We start from the raw sequence: 15421 nt of genomic DNA, 5'->3' as shown, positions 1-15421 counted from the left end.
CGCGGCGGCGACCGGAAAGGCTCCATTGTAAGCCACATATTCATGGCGGTTGGGCTCGGGCGTATGAAAGGCCGCATGCGGCCAGCGCGCGCCGGCACACCGCGCCTCAGGGAGATCACGATGCCGGAAGCAGCTTGCGCCGAACCCGTCCGGGACAGCGCCGATGGCGGGAAAGAAGCGGCCGCGTCAACGTCGTCCGCGAATGACGGCGAGCGCTCGCGCGCAGCCCGGCTGGCCCTTCCGGCGGCCGACGCAGCCGTGCCGGCACGCGCCCAGGACATGCCGCGCGAACGGTTGCGCACAGCCGGGCCCGGCGCCCTGTCCGACGTCGAACTGCTGGCGCTGCTGCTGGGTTCCGGCCTGCCCGGCCATGGGGTCTTCGAAGTCGCCCGCTCGCTGATCGAACGCTTCGGCACCTTGCGTGCGATGCTCGATGCCCAGCCCGAAGAACTCGGCCGCCTGCGCGGCATCGGCCCCGCGAAGGCGGCGAAGCTGCAGGCCGTGCTGGAACTGGCTCGCCGCGCGCTCGTGGAAGAACTGGACAGCCGCCCGGTCATCGACACGCCGGGCGCCGTGGAAGATTACCTGCGGCTTCTGATCGGCGGGCGGCCGTACGAAGTCTTCGTGTGCCTGTACCTCGACGTGCGCCACCGGCTCATCCGCCCCCCCGAGGAAAGCTCGCGGGGTTCGCTCTCGCGCCTCGTGGTGTATCCTCGGGAAATCGTCCGGCGCACCTTGACCCTCAACGCCGCGAGTCTGATCGTCGCCCACAATCATCCATCGGGGGCCGTCCAGCCGAGTGCGGCCGACCGGCGCCTCACGCGGGTGCTGCGCGACACGCTCGCCCTCGTCGAGGTCCAGTTGATCGACCATCTGGTGATCGGCGCACGCGAGACCTACTCGTTCGCGCGCAACGACTGGAACTGAGACAAAGACTGAGGGCGGCAATAGCGCCCACCGAGCGGGAGAAATCCCGTATCGAGAACGCAACGCCCGCGCGCGAGACGAAGCCCCTTTGCAAATCGGGTTTGATTTTCCTGGACTTTTTCTGCTAGAATCACGGTTTGCCTATTTCCAACCCTGTTCCGAAGCCATCAAGGCGTTCCAGGGGAAATATGGCCTGGGTTCGAGGTTGTCTCTCATCCATACGTGAGCGCTCTCCATTCCGGCCATTTCTCGCCTGGGAAACTTAAGCGGCTCTCGAACTCAGAATTTCCGTAGGAGTGTCTCATGGCACGTGTATGCCAAGTCACTGGGAAAGCGCCGATGAGCGGCAACAACGTTTCCCACGCAAACAACAAGACCAAGCGTCGTTTCCTCCCGAATCTGCAAAACCGCCGTTTCTGGGTTGAAAGCGAAAACCGTTGGGTGCGTCTGCGCATCTCGAACGCAGGCCTGCGCCTGATCGACAAGAACGGCATCGATTCCGTGCTCGCAGACCTGCGCGCACGCGGCGAACTGTAAGGAGTAAATCATGGCCAAGGGCGTCCGCGACAAGATCAAGCTGGAATCGACCGCAGGTACGGGTCACTTCTACACGACCACGAAGAACAAGCGCAACATGCCGGAAAAAATGTCGATCAAGAAGTTCGACCCGGTTATTCGCAAGCACGTCGAGTACAAGGAAACCAAGATCAAGTAATTGATCGGGTTTCAAGCCTGACGAAGACAAGAAAAACCCCGCTCTCGCAGCGGGGTTTTTCTTTTGTGCCCCGCCTTTCCCACGTCCCGCAAAGCGCGGTGCGCTTTTGGCCGCCCCGCCCTGCGTGCCGCTTTTCGTCCTGGCGCCGAAAAGAGTATGCTTCCCGCTTCATCGGCGCACACCGCACGCGCGCCGCAGCAGAACAAGAGACGGAGAAGCGGGACCATGAATTTCGATGTAGCGATCGTCGGCAGCGGGCTGGCCGGACTGAGCGTCGCGCTGAATCTCGCCGACACGCGGCGGGTGGTGCTGATCGCCAAGCGCGAGATGACCGAAGGCGCGAGCGACCGCGCGCAAGGCGGCATCGCCGCGGTGCTCGACTCGGCCGACAGCGTCGAGAACCACGTGGACGATACCCTCGTGGCCGGCGGCGGCCTGTGCGACGAGGGGGCGACGCGCTTCATCGTCGAGCATGGCCGCGCGGCCATCGAGTGGCTGATCGCGCAAGACGTGCCGTTCACGAAAGACGCGGCCGCCGAACTGGGCTTTCACCTCACGCGCGAGGGCGGCCACAGCCACCGCCGCATCATCCACGCTGCCGACGCCACGGGCCACGCCGTCGTGCAAACGCTCCTCGAACGCGCGCGCCAGCATCCGAACATCACGATCCTCGAAGACCACCAGGCCATCGACGTCATCACATCCGATCGCCTCGGCCTGCCCGGGCGCCGCTGCCACGGCCTCTATGCGCTCGATCTGAAAAACGACCGCACCGTGACCATCCAGGCGCCGCATACGGTGCTCGCGACGGGCGGAGCAGGCAAGGTCTATCTCTACACGACGAACCCCGACACGGCCACCGGCGACGGCATCGCGATGGCCTGGCGCGCCGGCTGCCGGGTGGCGAACATGGAGTTCATCCAGTTCCATCCCACCTGCCTCTTCCATCCGCACGCCAAGTCGTTTCTGATCACCGAGGCGGTGCGCGGCGAAGGCGGCGTGCTGCGCCTGCCCGACGGCACGCGCTTCATGCCGACGCACGACGCACGCGCCGAACTCGCGCCGCGCGACATCGTGGCCCGCGCGATCGATTTCGAGATCAAGAAGCACGGCATCGACTGCGTGCATCTGGACATCAGCCACCAGCCCGCGGCGTTTCTCGAAGAGCACTTCCCCACCGTCCTCGCGCGCTGCCGCGAGTTCGGCATCGACATCACGAAAGAGCCCATTCCCGTCGTGCCGGCGGCGCACTACACGTGCGGCGGCGTCGTTACCGACCTCGCGGGCCGCACCGACCTCGCGGGCCTCTACGCGGTCGGCGAAACCTCCTATACGGGGCTGCACGGCGCGAACCGGCTGGCGAGCAATTCGCTGCTCGAGTGCCTCGTGATCGGCCGCTCGGCGGCCGAGGCGATCGAGGCCGAAGGCTTCGCCGCCGAGGCGCACGCACCGCTGCCCGACTGGGACGAGAGCCGCGTTTCGGACTCCGACGAAGAGGTGGTGGTGGCTCACAACTGGGACGAGTTGCGCCGCCTGATGTGGAATTACGTGGGCATCGTGCGCACGGACAAGCGGCTCGAACGCGCGCAGCATCGCATCGCGCTGCTGCGCGACGAAATTCTCGAGTACTACGCGAATTTCCGCGTCACGCGCGACCTGCTCGAACTGCGCAATCTGGTCGAAGTGGCGTCGCTGATCGTCGATAGCGCCCGCCAGCGGCGCGAGAGCCGCGGGCTGCACTACAGCCGCGACTGGCCGAACGCGCTGCCGAAGGCGCTGCCGACCGTTCTCTCGCCCGAGCGCGTACGCAACCGCACGATGAGATAAACGCCCGGGCTGCGCGCCCCTTCAGACGATCCGCATCGAATAGTCGGTCGCGCGCACGTCCTTCGTCAGGGCGCCGATCGAAATGCGATCGACGCCCGTTTCGGCAATCGTGCGCACCGTCTCGAAGTTCACGCCGCCCGAACCCTCGAGCACCGCCCGGCCCGCCGTGAGGCGTACGGCGTCGCGCATCGCGTCGAACGAGAAGTTATCGAGCAGGATCGACGTTGCACCGTGCGCCAGGGCTTCGTCGAGCTGCGCGAGCGTTTCCACTTCGATCTGGATCGGCACGCCCGCATTCAATGCCAGCGCGGCGTCCATCGCAGCGCCCACGCCGCCGGCCGCGGCGATGTGGTTTTCCTTGATGAGAATGCCGTCGTAGAGCGCCAGCCGCTGGTTCGCTCCGCCGCCCACACGCACCGCGTACTTCTGCGCGAGACGCAGGCCGGGCAGCGTCTTGCGCGTATCGACGATGCGCGTCTTCGTGTGCGCAATCGCGTCCACGTAGCGGCGCGTGGCCGTCGCCACGCCCGAGAACAGCTGCAGGAAATTCATCGCGTTGCGCTCGGCCGTGAGCAGCGCGCGCGCGGGACCGCGCAGCGAGCACACGGTCGAATCGGCGCTCATGCGATCGCCCTCGCGATAGTGCCAGCGCACTTCGATGCGCGGATCGACGCTGCGCATCACGCCGTCGAACCACAGCACGCCGCACAGCACCGCCTCTTGGCGCACGATGATGCGCGCGTCGCGCATCTCGTCGGCCGGCACGAGGCGGCCCGTCTGGTCGCCCGTGCCCACGTCTTCCGCGAGCGCGTCGGCAATGTTGCGCGCGATCGCCGCGTCGAACGCCGCGCCGTACTGCTCGCGCACTTCGGCCAGCTGCGGCGACGCCGCCTCCACGCCCATCAGTTCCATCGCACCCATTTACGCCGCCCCCACGTTCGCGAACAGCGCACCGTCGCGCGCGAGGTCGCCGCTCGCCTGCACGCGGCGCTTGTGTTGCGCCGCAAATGCGAGCATGCGGTCGATCGGCAGGCGGGCGCGCTCGCCCAGCGCGGGATCGACGAAGATCTCGTTGTGGCCGCGTTCGAGCACGTCGGCAAGATTTTCGAGGCCGTTCATCGCCATCCACGGGCAATGCGCGCAGCTCTTGCACGTGGCGCTGTTGCCGGCCGTGGGGGCTTCGATGAAGGTCTTACCCGGGGCGGCGAGCCGCATCTTGTGCAGGATGCCGAGGTCCGTCGCGACAATGAAGCGCTTCGCGTCGAGCTTCACGGCCGCGTCGATGAGCTGCGTGGTGGAGCCCACCACGTCGGCCTGCGCGACGACGCCTTCGGGCGATTCGGGATGCACGAGCACCTTCGCATCCGGATATTCGGCACGCAGGAGGTCGAGCTCGACGCCCTTGAATTCGTCGTGCACGAGGCACGAACCCTGCCACAGAAGCATGTCCGCGCCGGTCTTCTTCTGGATGTAGCCGCCGAGGTGACGGTCCGGCGCCCAGATGATCTTCTCGCCTTGCGCATGCAGATGCGCGACGATCTCGAGCCCGATCGAGGACGTCACCATCCAGTCCGCACGCGCCTTCACGGCAGCGCTCGTGTTCGCGTACACCACCACGGTGCGGTCCGGGTGCTGGTCGCAGAACGCGGAAAACTCGTCGACGGGGCAGCCCAGATCGAGCGAACAGGTCGCGTCGAGATCCGGCATCAGAATGCGCTTGTTCGGCCCGAGGATCTTCGCGGTCTCGCCCATGAAGCGCACGCCCGCCACCACGAGCGTCTGCGCCTCGTGATCGCGGCCGAAGCGCGCCATCTCGAGCGAATCGGCCACGCAGCCGCCGGTTTCGTCCGCCAGCTCCTGCAACTCGGGATCGACGTAATAGTGCGCGACGAGCACTGCCTTCTCGCGCTTGAGCAGCGCACGAATGCGCGCCTTCAATGCAATGCGCTCCGCAGCGGACGGCGCATCGGGCACGCGTGCCCACGCCTCGCCAACCCTGCAGACGGCGCCTTGCGGCCGATCGTACTCGACCTTCATGATCGCCTGACTCATGATCTCCCCTTCGACCGCAGCGTGCGCGCCTGAACGCCGGCTACGGTCCCATGCCGATGGCTGCGGAAAATGCCCCTGCGAGCGGCACAGGTTTTCGCGGCCCCAAAAAGAAAAACCCCGCCAACGCGGGGTTTTGTGACGTATCCGAATTCTAATGGATTTTTTTACGTCTCATGCATAGCGGCGAAGACGCGAAGCGAATTCCTGGAGCGCCTTGATGCCGCTTTGTTCGGCACGATGGCACCAATCCTGGAGCTGCGTCAGCAGTTGTTCGCGCGAGGCGCTCGAACGTTCCCAGATCGCCGCGAGTTCGTTACGCAGTTCGATGAAGGTGCGCAGCTTCTGATTGTCCGCGAAGATCTGCGGCAACTGGCGCTTCTGCGGCTCGTTCAGGCTGTCTTCTTCCTTGTCGAACCATTTGCGCGCACCGCGCATCAACTGGTACTTCTCGCGCGCGCCCACTTCCTTGAGGTGCGCGAGCTCCTGGCGATACGCCTGCTTCACGGCCTTCGCGTAACGCGCCATCACTTCATAGCGGTTCGAGAGCACGGCCTGCAGCGTTTCGTGATCGGGCACGAGCTTGCCCGCGATCAGGCGCGGCGTGGGCGCGACCTTCTTGACCTTCGCGAGACCGCACATCGACATCAGGCGGATATACATCCAGCCGATGTCGAACTCGTACCACTTGTTCGAGAGCTTCGCCGAGGTGGCGAAGGTATGGTGGTTGTTGTGCAGTTCCTCGCCGCCGATGATGATGCCGATCGGGAACAGGTTCGTGCTGGCATCCGCCGAGTTGAAGTTGCGGTAGCCCCAGAAGTGGCCGAGGCCGTTCACGACGCCGGCCGCCCAGAACGGGATCCACGCCATCTGCACGGCCCACACGGTCAGGCCGACCGCGCCGAAGAGCGCAACGTCGACGACCATCATGACGCTCACGCCGAGGATCGGATAGCGCGTGTAGACGTTGCGCTCCATCCAGTCGTTGGGCGTGCCGTGGCTGAAGCGGCGCAGCGTCTCTTCGTTCTTCGCTTCGGTGCGATAGAGCTCGGCGCCTTCGAGCAGCACCTTCCAGATGCCGCGCGTTTGCGGGCTGTGCGGATCTTCTTCGGTCTCGCACTTCGCGTGGTGCTTGCGGTGAATCGCGGCCCACTGGCCAGTGAGCATGCCCGTGGTCATCCACAGCCAGAAGCGGAAGAAGTGGCTCACGGCCGGATGCAGGTCGAGCGCCCGGTGCGCCTGGCAGCGATGCAGGTAAACGGTGACGCCGACGATCGTGATGTGCGTTGCGATCGCCGCGAACAGCAGGATCTGCCACCACGAGAAATGCAGCAGCCCGTGGGCGAGGAAATCTAACAGGGAGTTCAACAAGGTCTATACCCGTGTAGCGAATGACTACGGACTTACGGGTGGCCGGAGTCAGGAAAGTGAAAGCACTGCGATAGGGTTCGACGGCATTCTACTCGAACCGTTCCAAGTGTTTGTAACAAATAGAGATTTTTTTCTCTATCGGGGTTCCCGTCAATGGCTGGATGCACTGGGGAGGCGGTTTGCCGCACCTTTCAGGGAGCGCCGCCGTACCGGCCCTGCCCGGCTCAACCCGGCGCCGCCGCCCCGTCGGCATCGGGCCCCTGTTGTCGGGCCGCCACGGTTGCGGCTGCCCCCGCCAGGCCGTCCACGCCGACGATCCGTACCTCGCGCTGGGCAAACGGAATCGCAATGCCATGCTCGCCAAAAAGGCGCCAGATGTTCAGGTTCACGGCCGAGCGTACGCCCGACGTGCCGGCCGCCGCATCGGCGATCCAGAAACCGAGTTCGAGGTTGATGCCGTCCGCGCCGAATCCCACGAGGTACGGTGTCGGGGCCGGATCAGTCAGCACACGGTCCACGCCTTCGGCCGCGCGGGCGAGGAGCGCCATCGCGACGTCGAGATCCGTATCGTAGGCCACCTGAACCGGCGCCTTGGCGTAGCCGCGCGTGAGCCAGGACGACTGGTTCTGCACCACGTCGGTGATCAATTTCTCGTTCGGGATCAGCGTTTCCACGCCGTCGAGGCCGCGCACCACCGTGTAGCGCGTGCGGATCTGCGTGACCCTGCCCGCGAGGCCGCTCACGTTGATCGTGTCGCCAAGGCGCAGCGACCGGTCGATCAGGATGATGAACCCAGACACATAGTTGCTGGCGATCTTCTGCAGCCCGAAGCCGAGGCCCACGCCCAGCGCGCCGCCGAACACGCCGAGCACGGTGATGTCGATGCCGACGATCGAGAGGCTCAGCAGCACCGCCGCGAACACCAGCAGCGCCCGGCCCACGCGCGCGAGCACGACGCGCAGGTTGGCGTCGAGGGTGGTGGCGCGCATGAGGCGCTCTTCGAGCACGGAGCCCGCCCAGATGGCCACCACCATCGTCACGCACACCCACAGCACGCCATTGCAGAGCGACAGCAGGCTGACATGCGCCGTGCCGATGCGAAAGCGCACGCTCGCCATCCAGTCGAGCACGTCGTCCTGGATGCCGAGCACGGTCAGCACCATGCCCGCCCAGACGATCAGCGAGACGAGCTTCTCGACGATCGAAAGCCACGCGTGCGTCTCGCCCTTGCTGCCGAACACCCGGCGCGCGAAGAAAAACGCGAAGTAGATGAGCCCGATGCCGATGAGCGGCACGAGCGCGAGATTGAGGAGCGAGGTGTGGATGAAATTGCCGGCGATCTCGCGCGCGGCCCAGACGCAGGCCGCGCCGATCAGCGGAAAGAGCGCCTTGGCGAAGCTTTCGGCGCCGAAGTGCAGCGACTCGTAGCGCGTCTGCCGGCGCGCTTCGAGCGCGCGGCGCAGAAGCCGTGCGAGCAGCCACGCGAGCAGCAGCGCGCCGATCAGCACGCCGGCCTGCCAGAGGATGACGGGCTGGCCGTAGTCGCGGAACACACCGCCCAGCATGTGAGAGAGCAAACGGTTTTCGAACATGATGCGTGAATGGCGCGGGCGTGCGCTCGCCCGGCACCTGCGGGAAAGCGCGCGCCCGCGCTGTCTTGCTACTGCTGCGGCTGCTACGGCTGGACCGCCAGCCGCAGCAGCCGAGCGTGCGGGTTGCGCGTTACGCGTTACTCGAGAGCGGCATCCGGCTCGGCGGCGGTATCGCTCGCCTTCGCGATCGCGTCGGCGGCTTCCTGCTGCGCGGCCGATTCCTCGGGCGTGGTGGCCGCACTGGCCTCCCGGGTCTTCGGGCGGGCGTCGCCGCGGCGCTCCAGCACGGCCGCGAAAAAGCCGTCCGTGGCATGGCGATGCGGCCAGAGCGACAGGTAGTCGCCCGTGTCGAGGCCCACGCGCTGCTCCGCTAGCACGTCGCGCGCGCTCACCAGTTCGAACTCCGGATGCGCTTCGAGAAACTGCTTCACCACGCCTTCGTTCTCGGCTTCGAGAATGCTGCAGGTCGCGTACACGAGCCGGCCGCCGCGCTTGAGCAGGCGCGCGGCGCTCGTGAGGATGGAAAGCTGCTTCGGCGCGAGTTCCGCCACCGACTCGGGCGTCTGGCGCCACTTGAGGTCGGGATTGCGGCGCAGCGTGCCGAGGCCCGAGCACGGCGCATCCACCAGCACGCGGTCGATCTTGCCGACAAGGCGCTTGATCTTCGCGTCGTGCTCGCTGTCGATCAGCACCGGATTGACGTTCGACAGCCCGCTGCGCGCAAGGCGCGGCTTGAGCCTGGCGAGGCGCCGGTCCGAAATGTCGAAGGCGTAGAGGCGGCCGGTCGAGCGCATCATCGCGCCGAGCGCGAGGGTCTTGCCGCCCGCGCCCGCGCAGAAGTCGACGATCATCTCGCCGCGGCGCGGCGCCACGAGCGAACAGAGCAACTGGCTGCCCTCGTCCTGCACTTCGAACCAGCCGTTCTTGAACGCGTCGAGCTTCGCGAGCGCCGGCTTGCCGACCACCCGCACGCCGAACGGCGCGAACGGCGTTTCGCCGGCCTCGATGCCGGCTTCGCCCAGCGCACGCAGCAGCTCGTCGCGGCTCGCCTTGATGGGGTTCGCGCGCAGATCGAGCGGCGCCGGATAGTTCAGCGCCGCGGCCAGCTGCGCGAGCTCGGCCGGCTCGAAACGCGGCTCGAGCGCGCGCACGATCCAGTCGGGCAGATTCAGTTGCACGCGCTGCGGCAGGCTCGCCGGATCGACCTTCGCCACGTGTTCGAGCCAGCTCGCCTCGGCGTCCGAGACGAAAGGACGGATGGCCGAGCGGCCCGCCGTCGCCATCAGGCCGAGCAGCGTCAAGCGCCGCGCCGGGCTGCCAGTGCCGCTCTCCGCCAGATGCGCGAACTCCATGCGGCGGCGCAGGACCGCGAAAACGGCCTCGGCGATCACGCCGCGCTCGGTATGGCCGAGCTTCGGATGCTCGCGGAAAAAGCGGCTCGTCACCGCGTCCGCGGGGCCCGTGAACTTGAGGACGTCGGCAAGCAGCGTCTCGGTTTGTCCGATCAGGAATCCATGCAGCCTCATACGCCCTCCCCGGCGGTCTGTGTATTTGCGTGTGCGTTGGTGTCGTCAAGGAAGAGCCACTGCGGCTCGGGCGGCGTGAGCGTCACGTGCGCGCCGTCGAGCGTCACGCGCCCTTCGACGAACCAGCGCACCGCGCGCGGATAGATCACGTGCTCGGTGGCCAGCACGCGCGCGGCCAGCGCCGCGGCGTCGTCGCCTGCGCGCACCGGCACGGCGGATTGCGCGACGATCGGACCATGATCGAGCCTGGACGTGACGAAATGCACCGTGGCGCCATGCACGCGGCAGCCCGCGTCGAGCGCCTGCTGGTGCGTCTTGAGCCCCGGAAAGCTCGGCAGGAGCGACGGGTGGATATTAAGCATCCGACCCGAATAATGATCGACGAAGCCCTCGGTCAGCACGCGCATGAAGCCCGCGAGCACGACGAGGTCGGGCGCATAGCCGTCGATGGTCTGGGCAAGCGCCGCGTCGAAGGCGGCGCGCTCGGGATACTGGCGGTGATCGACGACCGCGGTGGCAATGCCGTGCGACGCCGCGAACGCGAGGCCCGCGGCGTCGGGACGGTTCGCAATCACGGCGGCGATCTTCGCCGGCCAGGCATCGTGCGCGCAGGCGCGCACGATGGCTTCCATGTTGCTGCCCCGGCCCGAGATCAGGATAACGAGATTTTTCATCCGCGGATTTTATCATCGAGGGCAAGGCACCACGCCCGGACGGCGGCGGTCCCCCGCCCGAGCGTTTATAATCTTCTGTTTCGTCGCGGCCTGCGGGCGCGGCGGCTGGCGTCACGCCAGGCGAAATCCGGCCATCCGAGGCCACACTACGTCACATTAGCCCCCTAACCGGTCCGAACCGCTATCGTGAGAGTCTTCCGCGGTCTTCCCAATGCCGAGAGCCGGGCGCCCTGCGCGCTCACCATCGGCAACTTCGACGGTGTCCACCGCGGGCATCAGGCGTTGCTCGCGCGCGTGCGCGAAGCAGCGGACGCGCGCGGCCTGCCCGTCTGCGTGATGACCTTCGAGCCGCACCCGCGCGAGTTCTTCAACCCGGCGGGCGCGCCGCCGCGCATCGCGATGCTGCGCGACAAGCTGGAAGCCCTGCGCGATAACGGCGTGGACCGCGTGGTCGTCGAGCACTTCAACCACACCTTCGCGAGCCAGTCGCCGGATGCGTTCGTCGAGCGCATCATCGTGGGCGGCCTGCACGCGCGCTGGATGATGATCGGCGACGACTTCCGCTATGGCGCGAAGCGCGCGGGCGATTTCGCTTCGCTCAGGGCGGCCGGCGAGCAATACGGCTTCGAAGTCGAGCAGATGGCGACCGTGGCCGACCCGTCGGGCGCGCGCATCTCCAGCTCGGCCGTGCGCACCCAGCTGCAGGCCGGCGACCTCGACGCGGCGCGCGCCGCACTGGGCCGCGGCTACGCGATCAGCGGCCACGTGGTGCACGGCCAGAAGCTCGGCCGCGACCTCGGCTTTCCCACGCTGAACCTGCCGATCGGCCACAAGCGCCCGGCGCTCAACGGCATTTTCGTCGTGCAGGTGCATGGCCTCGCCGATCATCCGCTGCCCGGCGTGGCCAGCCTCGGCGTGCGCCCGACCGTGGACGATTCGGGCCGCGTGCTGCTCGAAGTGCATCTGCTCGACTGGCATGGCAGCGCGTACGGCAAGCTCGTGCGCGTCGAGTTCCTGAAGAAGCTGCGCGACGAAGAGAAGTTCGTGGACCTCGAAACGCTCGGCGCCGCCATCGCGCGCGACGTGGTCAACGCGCGCGCCTGGTTTGCCGCCGCCGGCGCCGATGCGTCCGGCTCCCGTTCCACCGGATTCGCCACCTCGGCCACCGACCGAATTAGGTGACCCGCGGCCCGTATGCGCGCCATCGCGCGTGCGTACGGACCGCCCGCCCCCTGCGCCGCCCGCAACGTCGTCCCAGGCAGGCAGCGCGCGAGGCGACGGTTGCGCGGCTACGCCGCTCTGTCCGACGCCGTGCATCCCCCCGAATTCACCGTGATCTCACCATGAGCGACAAGAAAGCATCCTCCGGCAAGGCCGGGCAGAAGTCCGAATCGAAATACCCCGTCAATCTGCTGGACACCCCGTTCCCCATGCGCGGCGATCTGCCGAAGCGCGAGCCGCAGTGGGTCAAGGAATGGCAGGACGGCAAGATCTACGAGAAGATCCGCGCCGCCTCGAAGGGCCGCAAGAAATTCATCCTGCACGACGGGCCGCCGTATGCGAACGGCGACATCCACCTCGGCCACGCGGTGAACAAGATCCTGAAGGACATGATCGTCAAGGCGCGCAATCTCGCGGGCTACGACGCGGTCTACGTGCCGGGCTGGGACTGCCACGGCATGCCAATCGAGATCCAGATCGAAAAGCAGTTCGGCAAGTCGCTGCCGGCCCAGGAAGTCATGAAGAAGGCGCGCGAGTACGCGGCCGGCCAGATCGAGACGCAGAAGGCCGGTTTCCGGCGCCTCGGCGTGCTGGGCGACTGGGACAACCCGTACAAGACCATGAACTTCGCCAACGAGGCCGGCGAGATCCGCGCGCTCGCGAAGATCATGGAAAAGGGCTACGTGTTCCGCGGCCTCAAGCCCGTGAACTGGTGCTTCGACTGCGGTTCGGCGCTCGCCGAAGCGGAAGTCGAGTACAAGGACAAGACCGACCCGACCATCGACGTGCTGTTCCCGTTCGCGCAACCCGCGGAAACGGCGGCCGCGTTCGGCCTCGCGGCCCTGCCGCGCCAGGAAGGCGGCATCGTGATCTGGACCACCACGCCCTGGACGATCCCCGCCAACCAGGCGCTGAACGTGCATCCGGAGGTGGTGTACGCGCTCGTCGATACGCAGCGCGGCCTGCTGATCCTTGCTGAAGAGCGCGTAGAAGCCTGCATGCAGGACTTCGGCCTGGAAGGCCGCGTGATCGCCACGGCGCCCGGCGAAAAGCTCGCGAACCTGCGCTTTCATCACCCGCTCGCCGCGGCGCATCCGGGCTACAAGCGCACCTCGCCGATCTACCTCGGCGACTACGTGACGACCGACACCGGCACCGGCATCGTCCACTCGGCGCCCGCCTACGGCGTGGAAGACTTCGTCTCCTGCAAGGCGCACGGCATGGCCGACTCGGACATCATCAGCCCGGTGATGGGCGACGGCCGCTACATCGAATCGCTGCCGCTCTTCGGCGGCCTCTCGATCTGGAGCGCGAACCCGAAGATCGTCGAAGCGCTCGACGCCGCCGGCACGCTCCTGCGCAGCGAAAAGTACCGGCACAGCTACATGCACTGCTGGCGCCACAAGACGCCCATCATCTACCGCGCCACCTCGCAGTGGTTCGCGGGCATGGACGTGACCCCGAAGGACGGCGGCAAGACGCTGCGCGAAACGGCGCTCGAAGGCATCGAGGCGACCGCGTTCTATCCCTCCTGGGGCAAGCAGCGCCTCTACTCGATGATCGCCAACCGCCCGGACTGGACGCTCTCGCGCCAGCGCCAATGGGGCGTGCCGATGGCGTTCTTCGTGCACAAGGAAACGGGCGAGCTGCATCCGCGCACGCCGGAGCTGCTCGAGGAAGTCGCGAAGCGCGTGGAGAAAGCCGGCATCGAGGCATGGCAGACGCTCGATCCGCGCGAGCTGATCGGCGACGACGCCAACCTGTACGAGAAGAACCGCGACACGCTCGACGTCTGGTTCGACTCGGGCACGACGCACTGGCACGTGCTGCGCGGCTCGCACAAGGACGAACTGCAGTTCCCGGCCGACCTGTATCTGGAAGGCTCGGACCAGCACCGCGGCTGGTTCCACTCGTCGCTGCTCACGGCTTCGATGCTCGACGGCCGCCCGCCCTACGACGCCCTCCTCACGCACGGCTTCACCGTGGACGGCGAAGGCCGCAAGATGTCGAAGTCGCTCGGCAACGGCGTCGATCCGCATGAAGTGGCGAACCGTCTGGGCGCGGAAATCATCCGCTTGTGGATCGCCTCGACCGACTATTCGGGCGAGCTCGCGATCTCGGAGGAAATCCTCAAGCGCGTGACGGAAAGCTATCGCCGCATCCGCAACACGCTGCGCTTCCTGCTCGCGAATCTCTCGGACTTCGACTACGACCGCCACGCGCAGCCCGCCGGCGAGTGGCTCGAAATCGACCGCTACGCGGTGGCGCTCACGCACACGCTGCAAAACGACGTGCTCTCGCACTACGACCGCTACGAGTTCCATCCGGTCGTCGCGAAGCTGCAGACGTTCTGCTCGGAAGACCTGGGCGGCTTCTACCTCGACGTGCTGAAGGACCGCCTCTACACGAGCGCGCCCGATTCGAAGGCCCGCCGCGCCGCGCAGACCGCGCTCCACCACATCACGCACAGCCTGCTGCGCATCCTCGCGCCCTTCCTCTCGTTCACGGCGGAAGAAGCGTGGAAGGTGTTCCAGCCGGGCAGCGAAACGATCTTCACCGAAACGTTCCACGCGTTCCCGGACATCGCCCAGGCCGAAGCGCTGATCGGCAAGTGGACGCTCCTGCGCGAAGTGCGCAGCAACGTGACGAAGGCGCTGGAAGAGGCCCGCGTGGCGAACCAGATCGGCTCGTCGCTGCAGGCCGAAGTGCGCATTCTCGCGAGCGGCGCACGCTACGACGCACTGGCGACGCTCGGCGACGACCTGAAGTTCGTGCTGATCACCTCGGCGGCCGAAGTCGTCAAGGTGGAAAGCGAAGCCGATGAAGCGGTCGAGGTCATCACCTCGAAGTACCTCAAGTGCGAGCGCTGCTGGCACTACCGCGAAGACGTGGGCGCCCACGCGGAACATCCGGGCCTGTGCGGCCGGTGCGTGGCGAATCTGTTCGGCAACGGCGAAACGCGGAGCGCGGCATAATGGCCAAAACCCTGCCGAAACAATCGCGTACCGGCGGCAGCGGCGGCACGCTCGCCCCGTGGCTGGGCGTCGCGGTGATCGTGATCCTCGCCGACCAGCTCACGAAGATCGCCATCGCCAAGATGTTCAGCTACGGCGAAGGCCGCGTCATCACGCCGTTCTTCAACCTTGTGCTCGTGTACAACAAGGGCGCCGCGTTCAGCTTCCTCGCCGCGGCGGGCGGCTGGCAGCGCTGGGCGTTCACGGCGCTCGGCGTGGTCGCGGCGCTCGTGATCTGCTATCTGCTCAAGCGCCACGGCACGCAGCGCCTGTTTTGCGCCGCGCTTTCGCTGATACTCGGCGGCGCGCTCGGCAACGTGCTCGACCGGCTGATGTATGGCCACGTGATCGACTTCCTCGACTTCCACGTGGGCACGTGGCACTGGCCGGCGTTCAACGTCGCCGACAGCGCGATCTGCGTCGGCGCCGTGCTGCTCGTGTTCGACGAGCTGCGCCGCGTGCGCCGGGCGCGCTGAACCCGCGCCGAGGTTCGACGGCGGCGGCC

The 15421-nt window shown here is 66.8% G+C and carries 13 protein-coding genes; 7 read left to right on the top strand and 6 right to left on the bottom strand.

The features are described 5' to 3' along the window. Positions 1 to 120 precede the first annotated feature (120 nt). From radC to nadB, 4 genes are all read left to right on the top strand, one after another. Positions 121 to 927 carry a RadC family protein gene (gene radC / locus BFE01S_RS38520; RefSeq protein ID WP_084169814.1) on the top strand — a complete coding sequence of 269 codons (807 nt, stop codon included), beginning with the start codon at positions 121 to 123 and terminating at the stop codon, positions 925 to 927. A 303-nt stretch (positions 928 to 1230) separates the two neighbouring features. Further along, the gene (rpmB, locus tag BFE01S_RS13475; RefSeq protein ID WP_027794135.1) at positions 1231 to 1464 is read left to right on the top strand and encodes a 50S ribosomal protein L28; all 234 of its coding nucleotides are present in this window, start codon (positions 1231 to 1233) and stop codon (positions 1462 to 1464) included. A 10-nt stretch (positions 1465 to 1474) separates the two neighbouring features. Continuing rightward, complete coding sequence (gene rpmG / locus BFE01S_RS13470) at positions 1475 to 1642, top strand: 50S ribosomal protein L33 (RefSeq protein ID WP_028225963.1); 168 nt, start codon at positions 1475 to 1477, stop codon at positions 1640 to 1642. Between the two features lie 225 nt (positions 1643 to 1867). Further along, on the top strand, positions 1868 to 3469 hold the full coding sequence (gene nadB / locus BFE01S_RS13465) for an L-aspartate oxidase (protein WP_028225962.1): 1602 nt from the start codon (positions 1868 to 1870) through the stop codon (positions 3467 to 3469). 21 nt (positions 3470 to 3490) lie between these two features. Here nadB and nadC read toward each other — a convergent pair whose 3' ends face one another. From nadC to purN, 6 genes are all read right to left on the bottom strand, one after another. Further along, positions 3491 to 4390 carry a carboxylating nicotinate-nucleotide diphosphorylase gene (gene nadC, locus BFE01S_RS13460; RefSeq protein WP_028225961.1) on the bottom strand — a complete coding sequence of 300 codons (900 nt, stop codon included), beginning with the start codon at positions 4388 to 4390 and terminating at the stop codon, positions 3491 to 3493. Then, positions 4391 to 5521 (bottom strand): quinolinate synthase NadA, encoded by a 1131-nt coding sequence (gene nadA, locus BFE01S_RS13455; RefSeq protein ID WP_028225960.1) that lies wholly within the window; start codon positions 5519 to 5521, stop codon positions 4391 to 4393. A 171-nt stretch (positions 5522 to 5692) separates the two neighbouring features. Beyond that, a complete protein-coding gene (locus tag BFE01S_RS13450; RefSeq protein ID WP_028225959.1) occupies positions 5693 to 6889 on the bottom strand; it encodes a DesA family fatty acid desaturase in 1197 nt (398 codons plus the stop codon). A gap of 224 nt (positions 6890 to 7113) precedes the next feature. Then, entirely contained in the window at positions 7114 to 8481 is a 1368-nt protein-coding gene (locus BFE01S_RS38515; protein WP_042337619.1) for a mechanosensitive ion channel family protein, read from the bottom strand. 137 nt (positions 8482 to 8618) lie between these two features. After that, positions 8619 to 10007 (bottom strand): RsmB/NOP family class I SAM-dependent RNA methyltransferase, encoded by a 1389-nt coding sequence (locus tag BFE01S_RS38510; RefSeq protein ID WP_042337617.1) that lies wholly within the window; start codon positions 10005 to 10007, stop codon positions 8619 to 8621. Beyond that, the gene (gene purN, locus BFE01S_RS13435; protein WP_028225958.1) at positions 10004 to 10681 is read right to left on the bottom strand and encodes a phosphoribosylglycinamide formyltransferase; all 678 of its coding nucleotides are present in this window, start codon (positions 10679 to 10681) and stop codon (positions 10004 to 10006) included. Before purN ends, BFE01S_RS38510 begins: the two co-directional genes overlap by 4 nt. Positions 10682 to 10867: 186 nt before the next feature. Between purN and BFE01S_RS13430 the strand changes: the two genes are divergently transcribed. The 3 genes from BFE01S_RS13430 to lspA all read left to right on the top strand — a co-directional run bounded on the left by BFE01S_RS13430 (position 10868) and on the right by lspA (position 15392). Next, positions 10868 to 11863 (top strand): bifunctional riboflavin kinase/FAD synthetase, encoded by a 996-nt coding sequence (locus BFE01S_RS13430; RefSeq protein WP_028225957.1) that lies wholly within the window; start codon positions 10868 to 10870, stop codon positions 11861 to 11863. Between the two features lie 161 nt (positions 11864 to 12024). Continuing rightward, positions 12025 to 14877, top strand: coding sequence for an isoleucine--tRNA ligase (gene ileS / locus BFE01S_RS13425; protein WP_028225956.1), 2853 nt, complete (start codon positions 12025 to 12027; stop codon positions 14875 to 14877). Next, positions 14877 to 15392 (top strand): signal peptidase II, encoded by a 516-nt coding sequence (gene lspA, locus BFE01S_RS13420; RefSeq protein ID WP_028225955.1) that lies wholly within the window; start codon positions 14877 to 14879, stop codon positions 15390 to 15392. The genes ileS and lspA overlap by 1 nt, the downstream gene beginning before the upstream one ends. The last annotated feature ends 29 nt before the right edge of the window (positions 15393 to 15421 follow it).

The sequence above is a fragment of the Paraburkholderia ferrariae NBRC 106233 genome (assembly GCF_000685035.1).
GTDB classification, from domain to species: domain Bacteria; phylum Pseudomonadota; class Gammaproteobacteria; order Burkholderiales; family Burkholderiaceae; genus Paraburkholderia; species Paraburkholderia ferrariae.
This window is presented reverse-complemented; position numbering and strand designations above follow the sequence as displayed.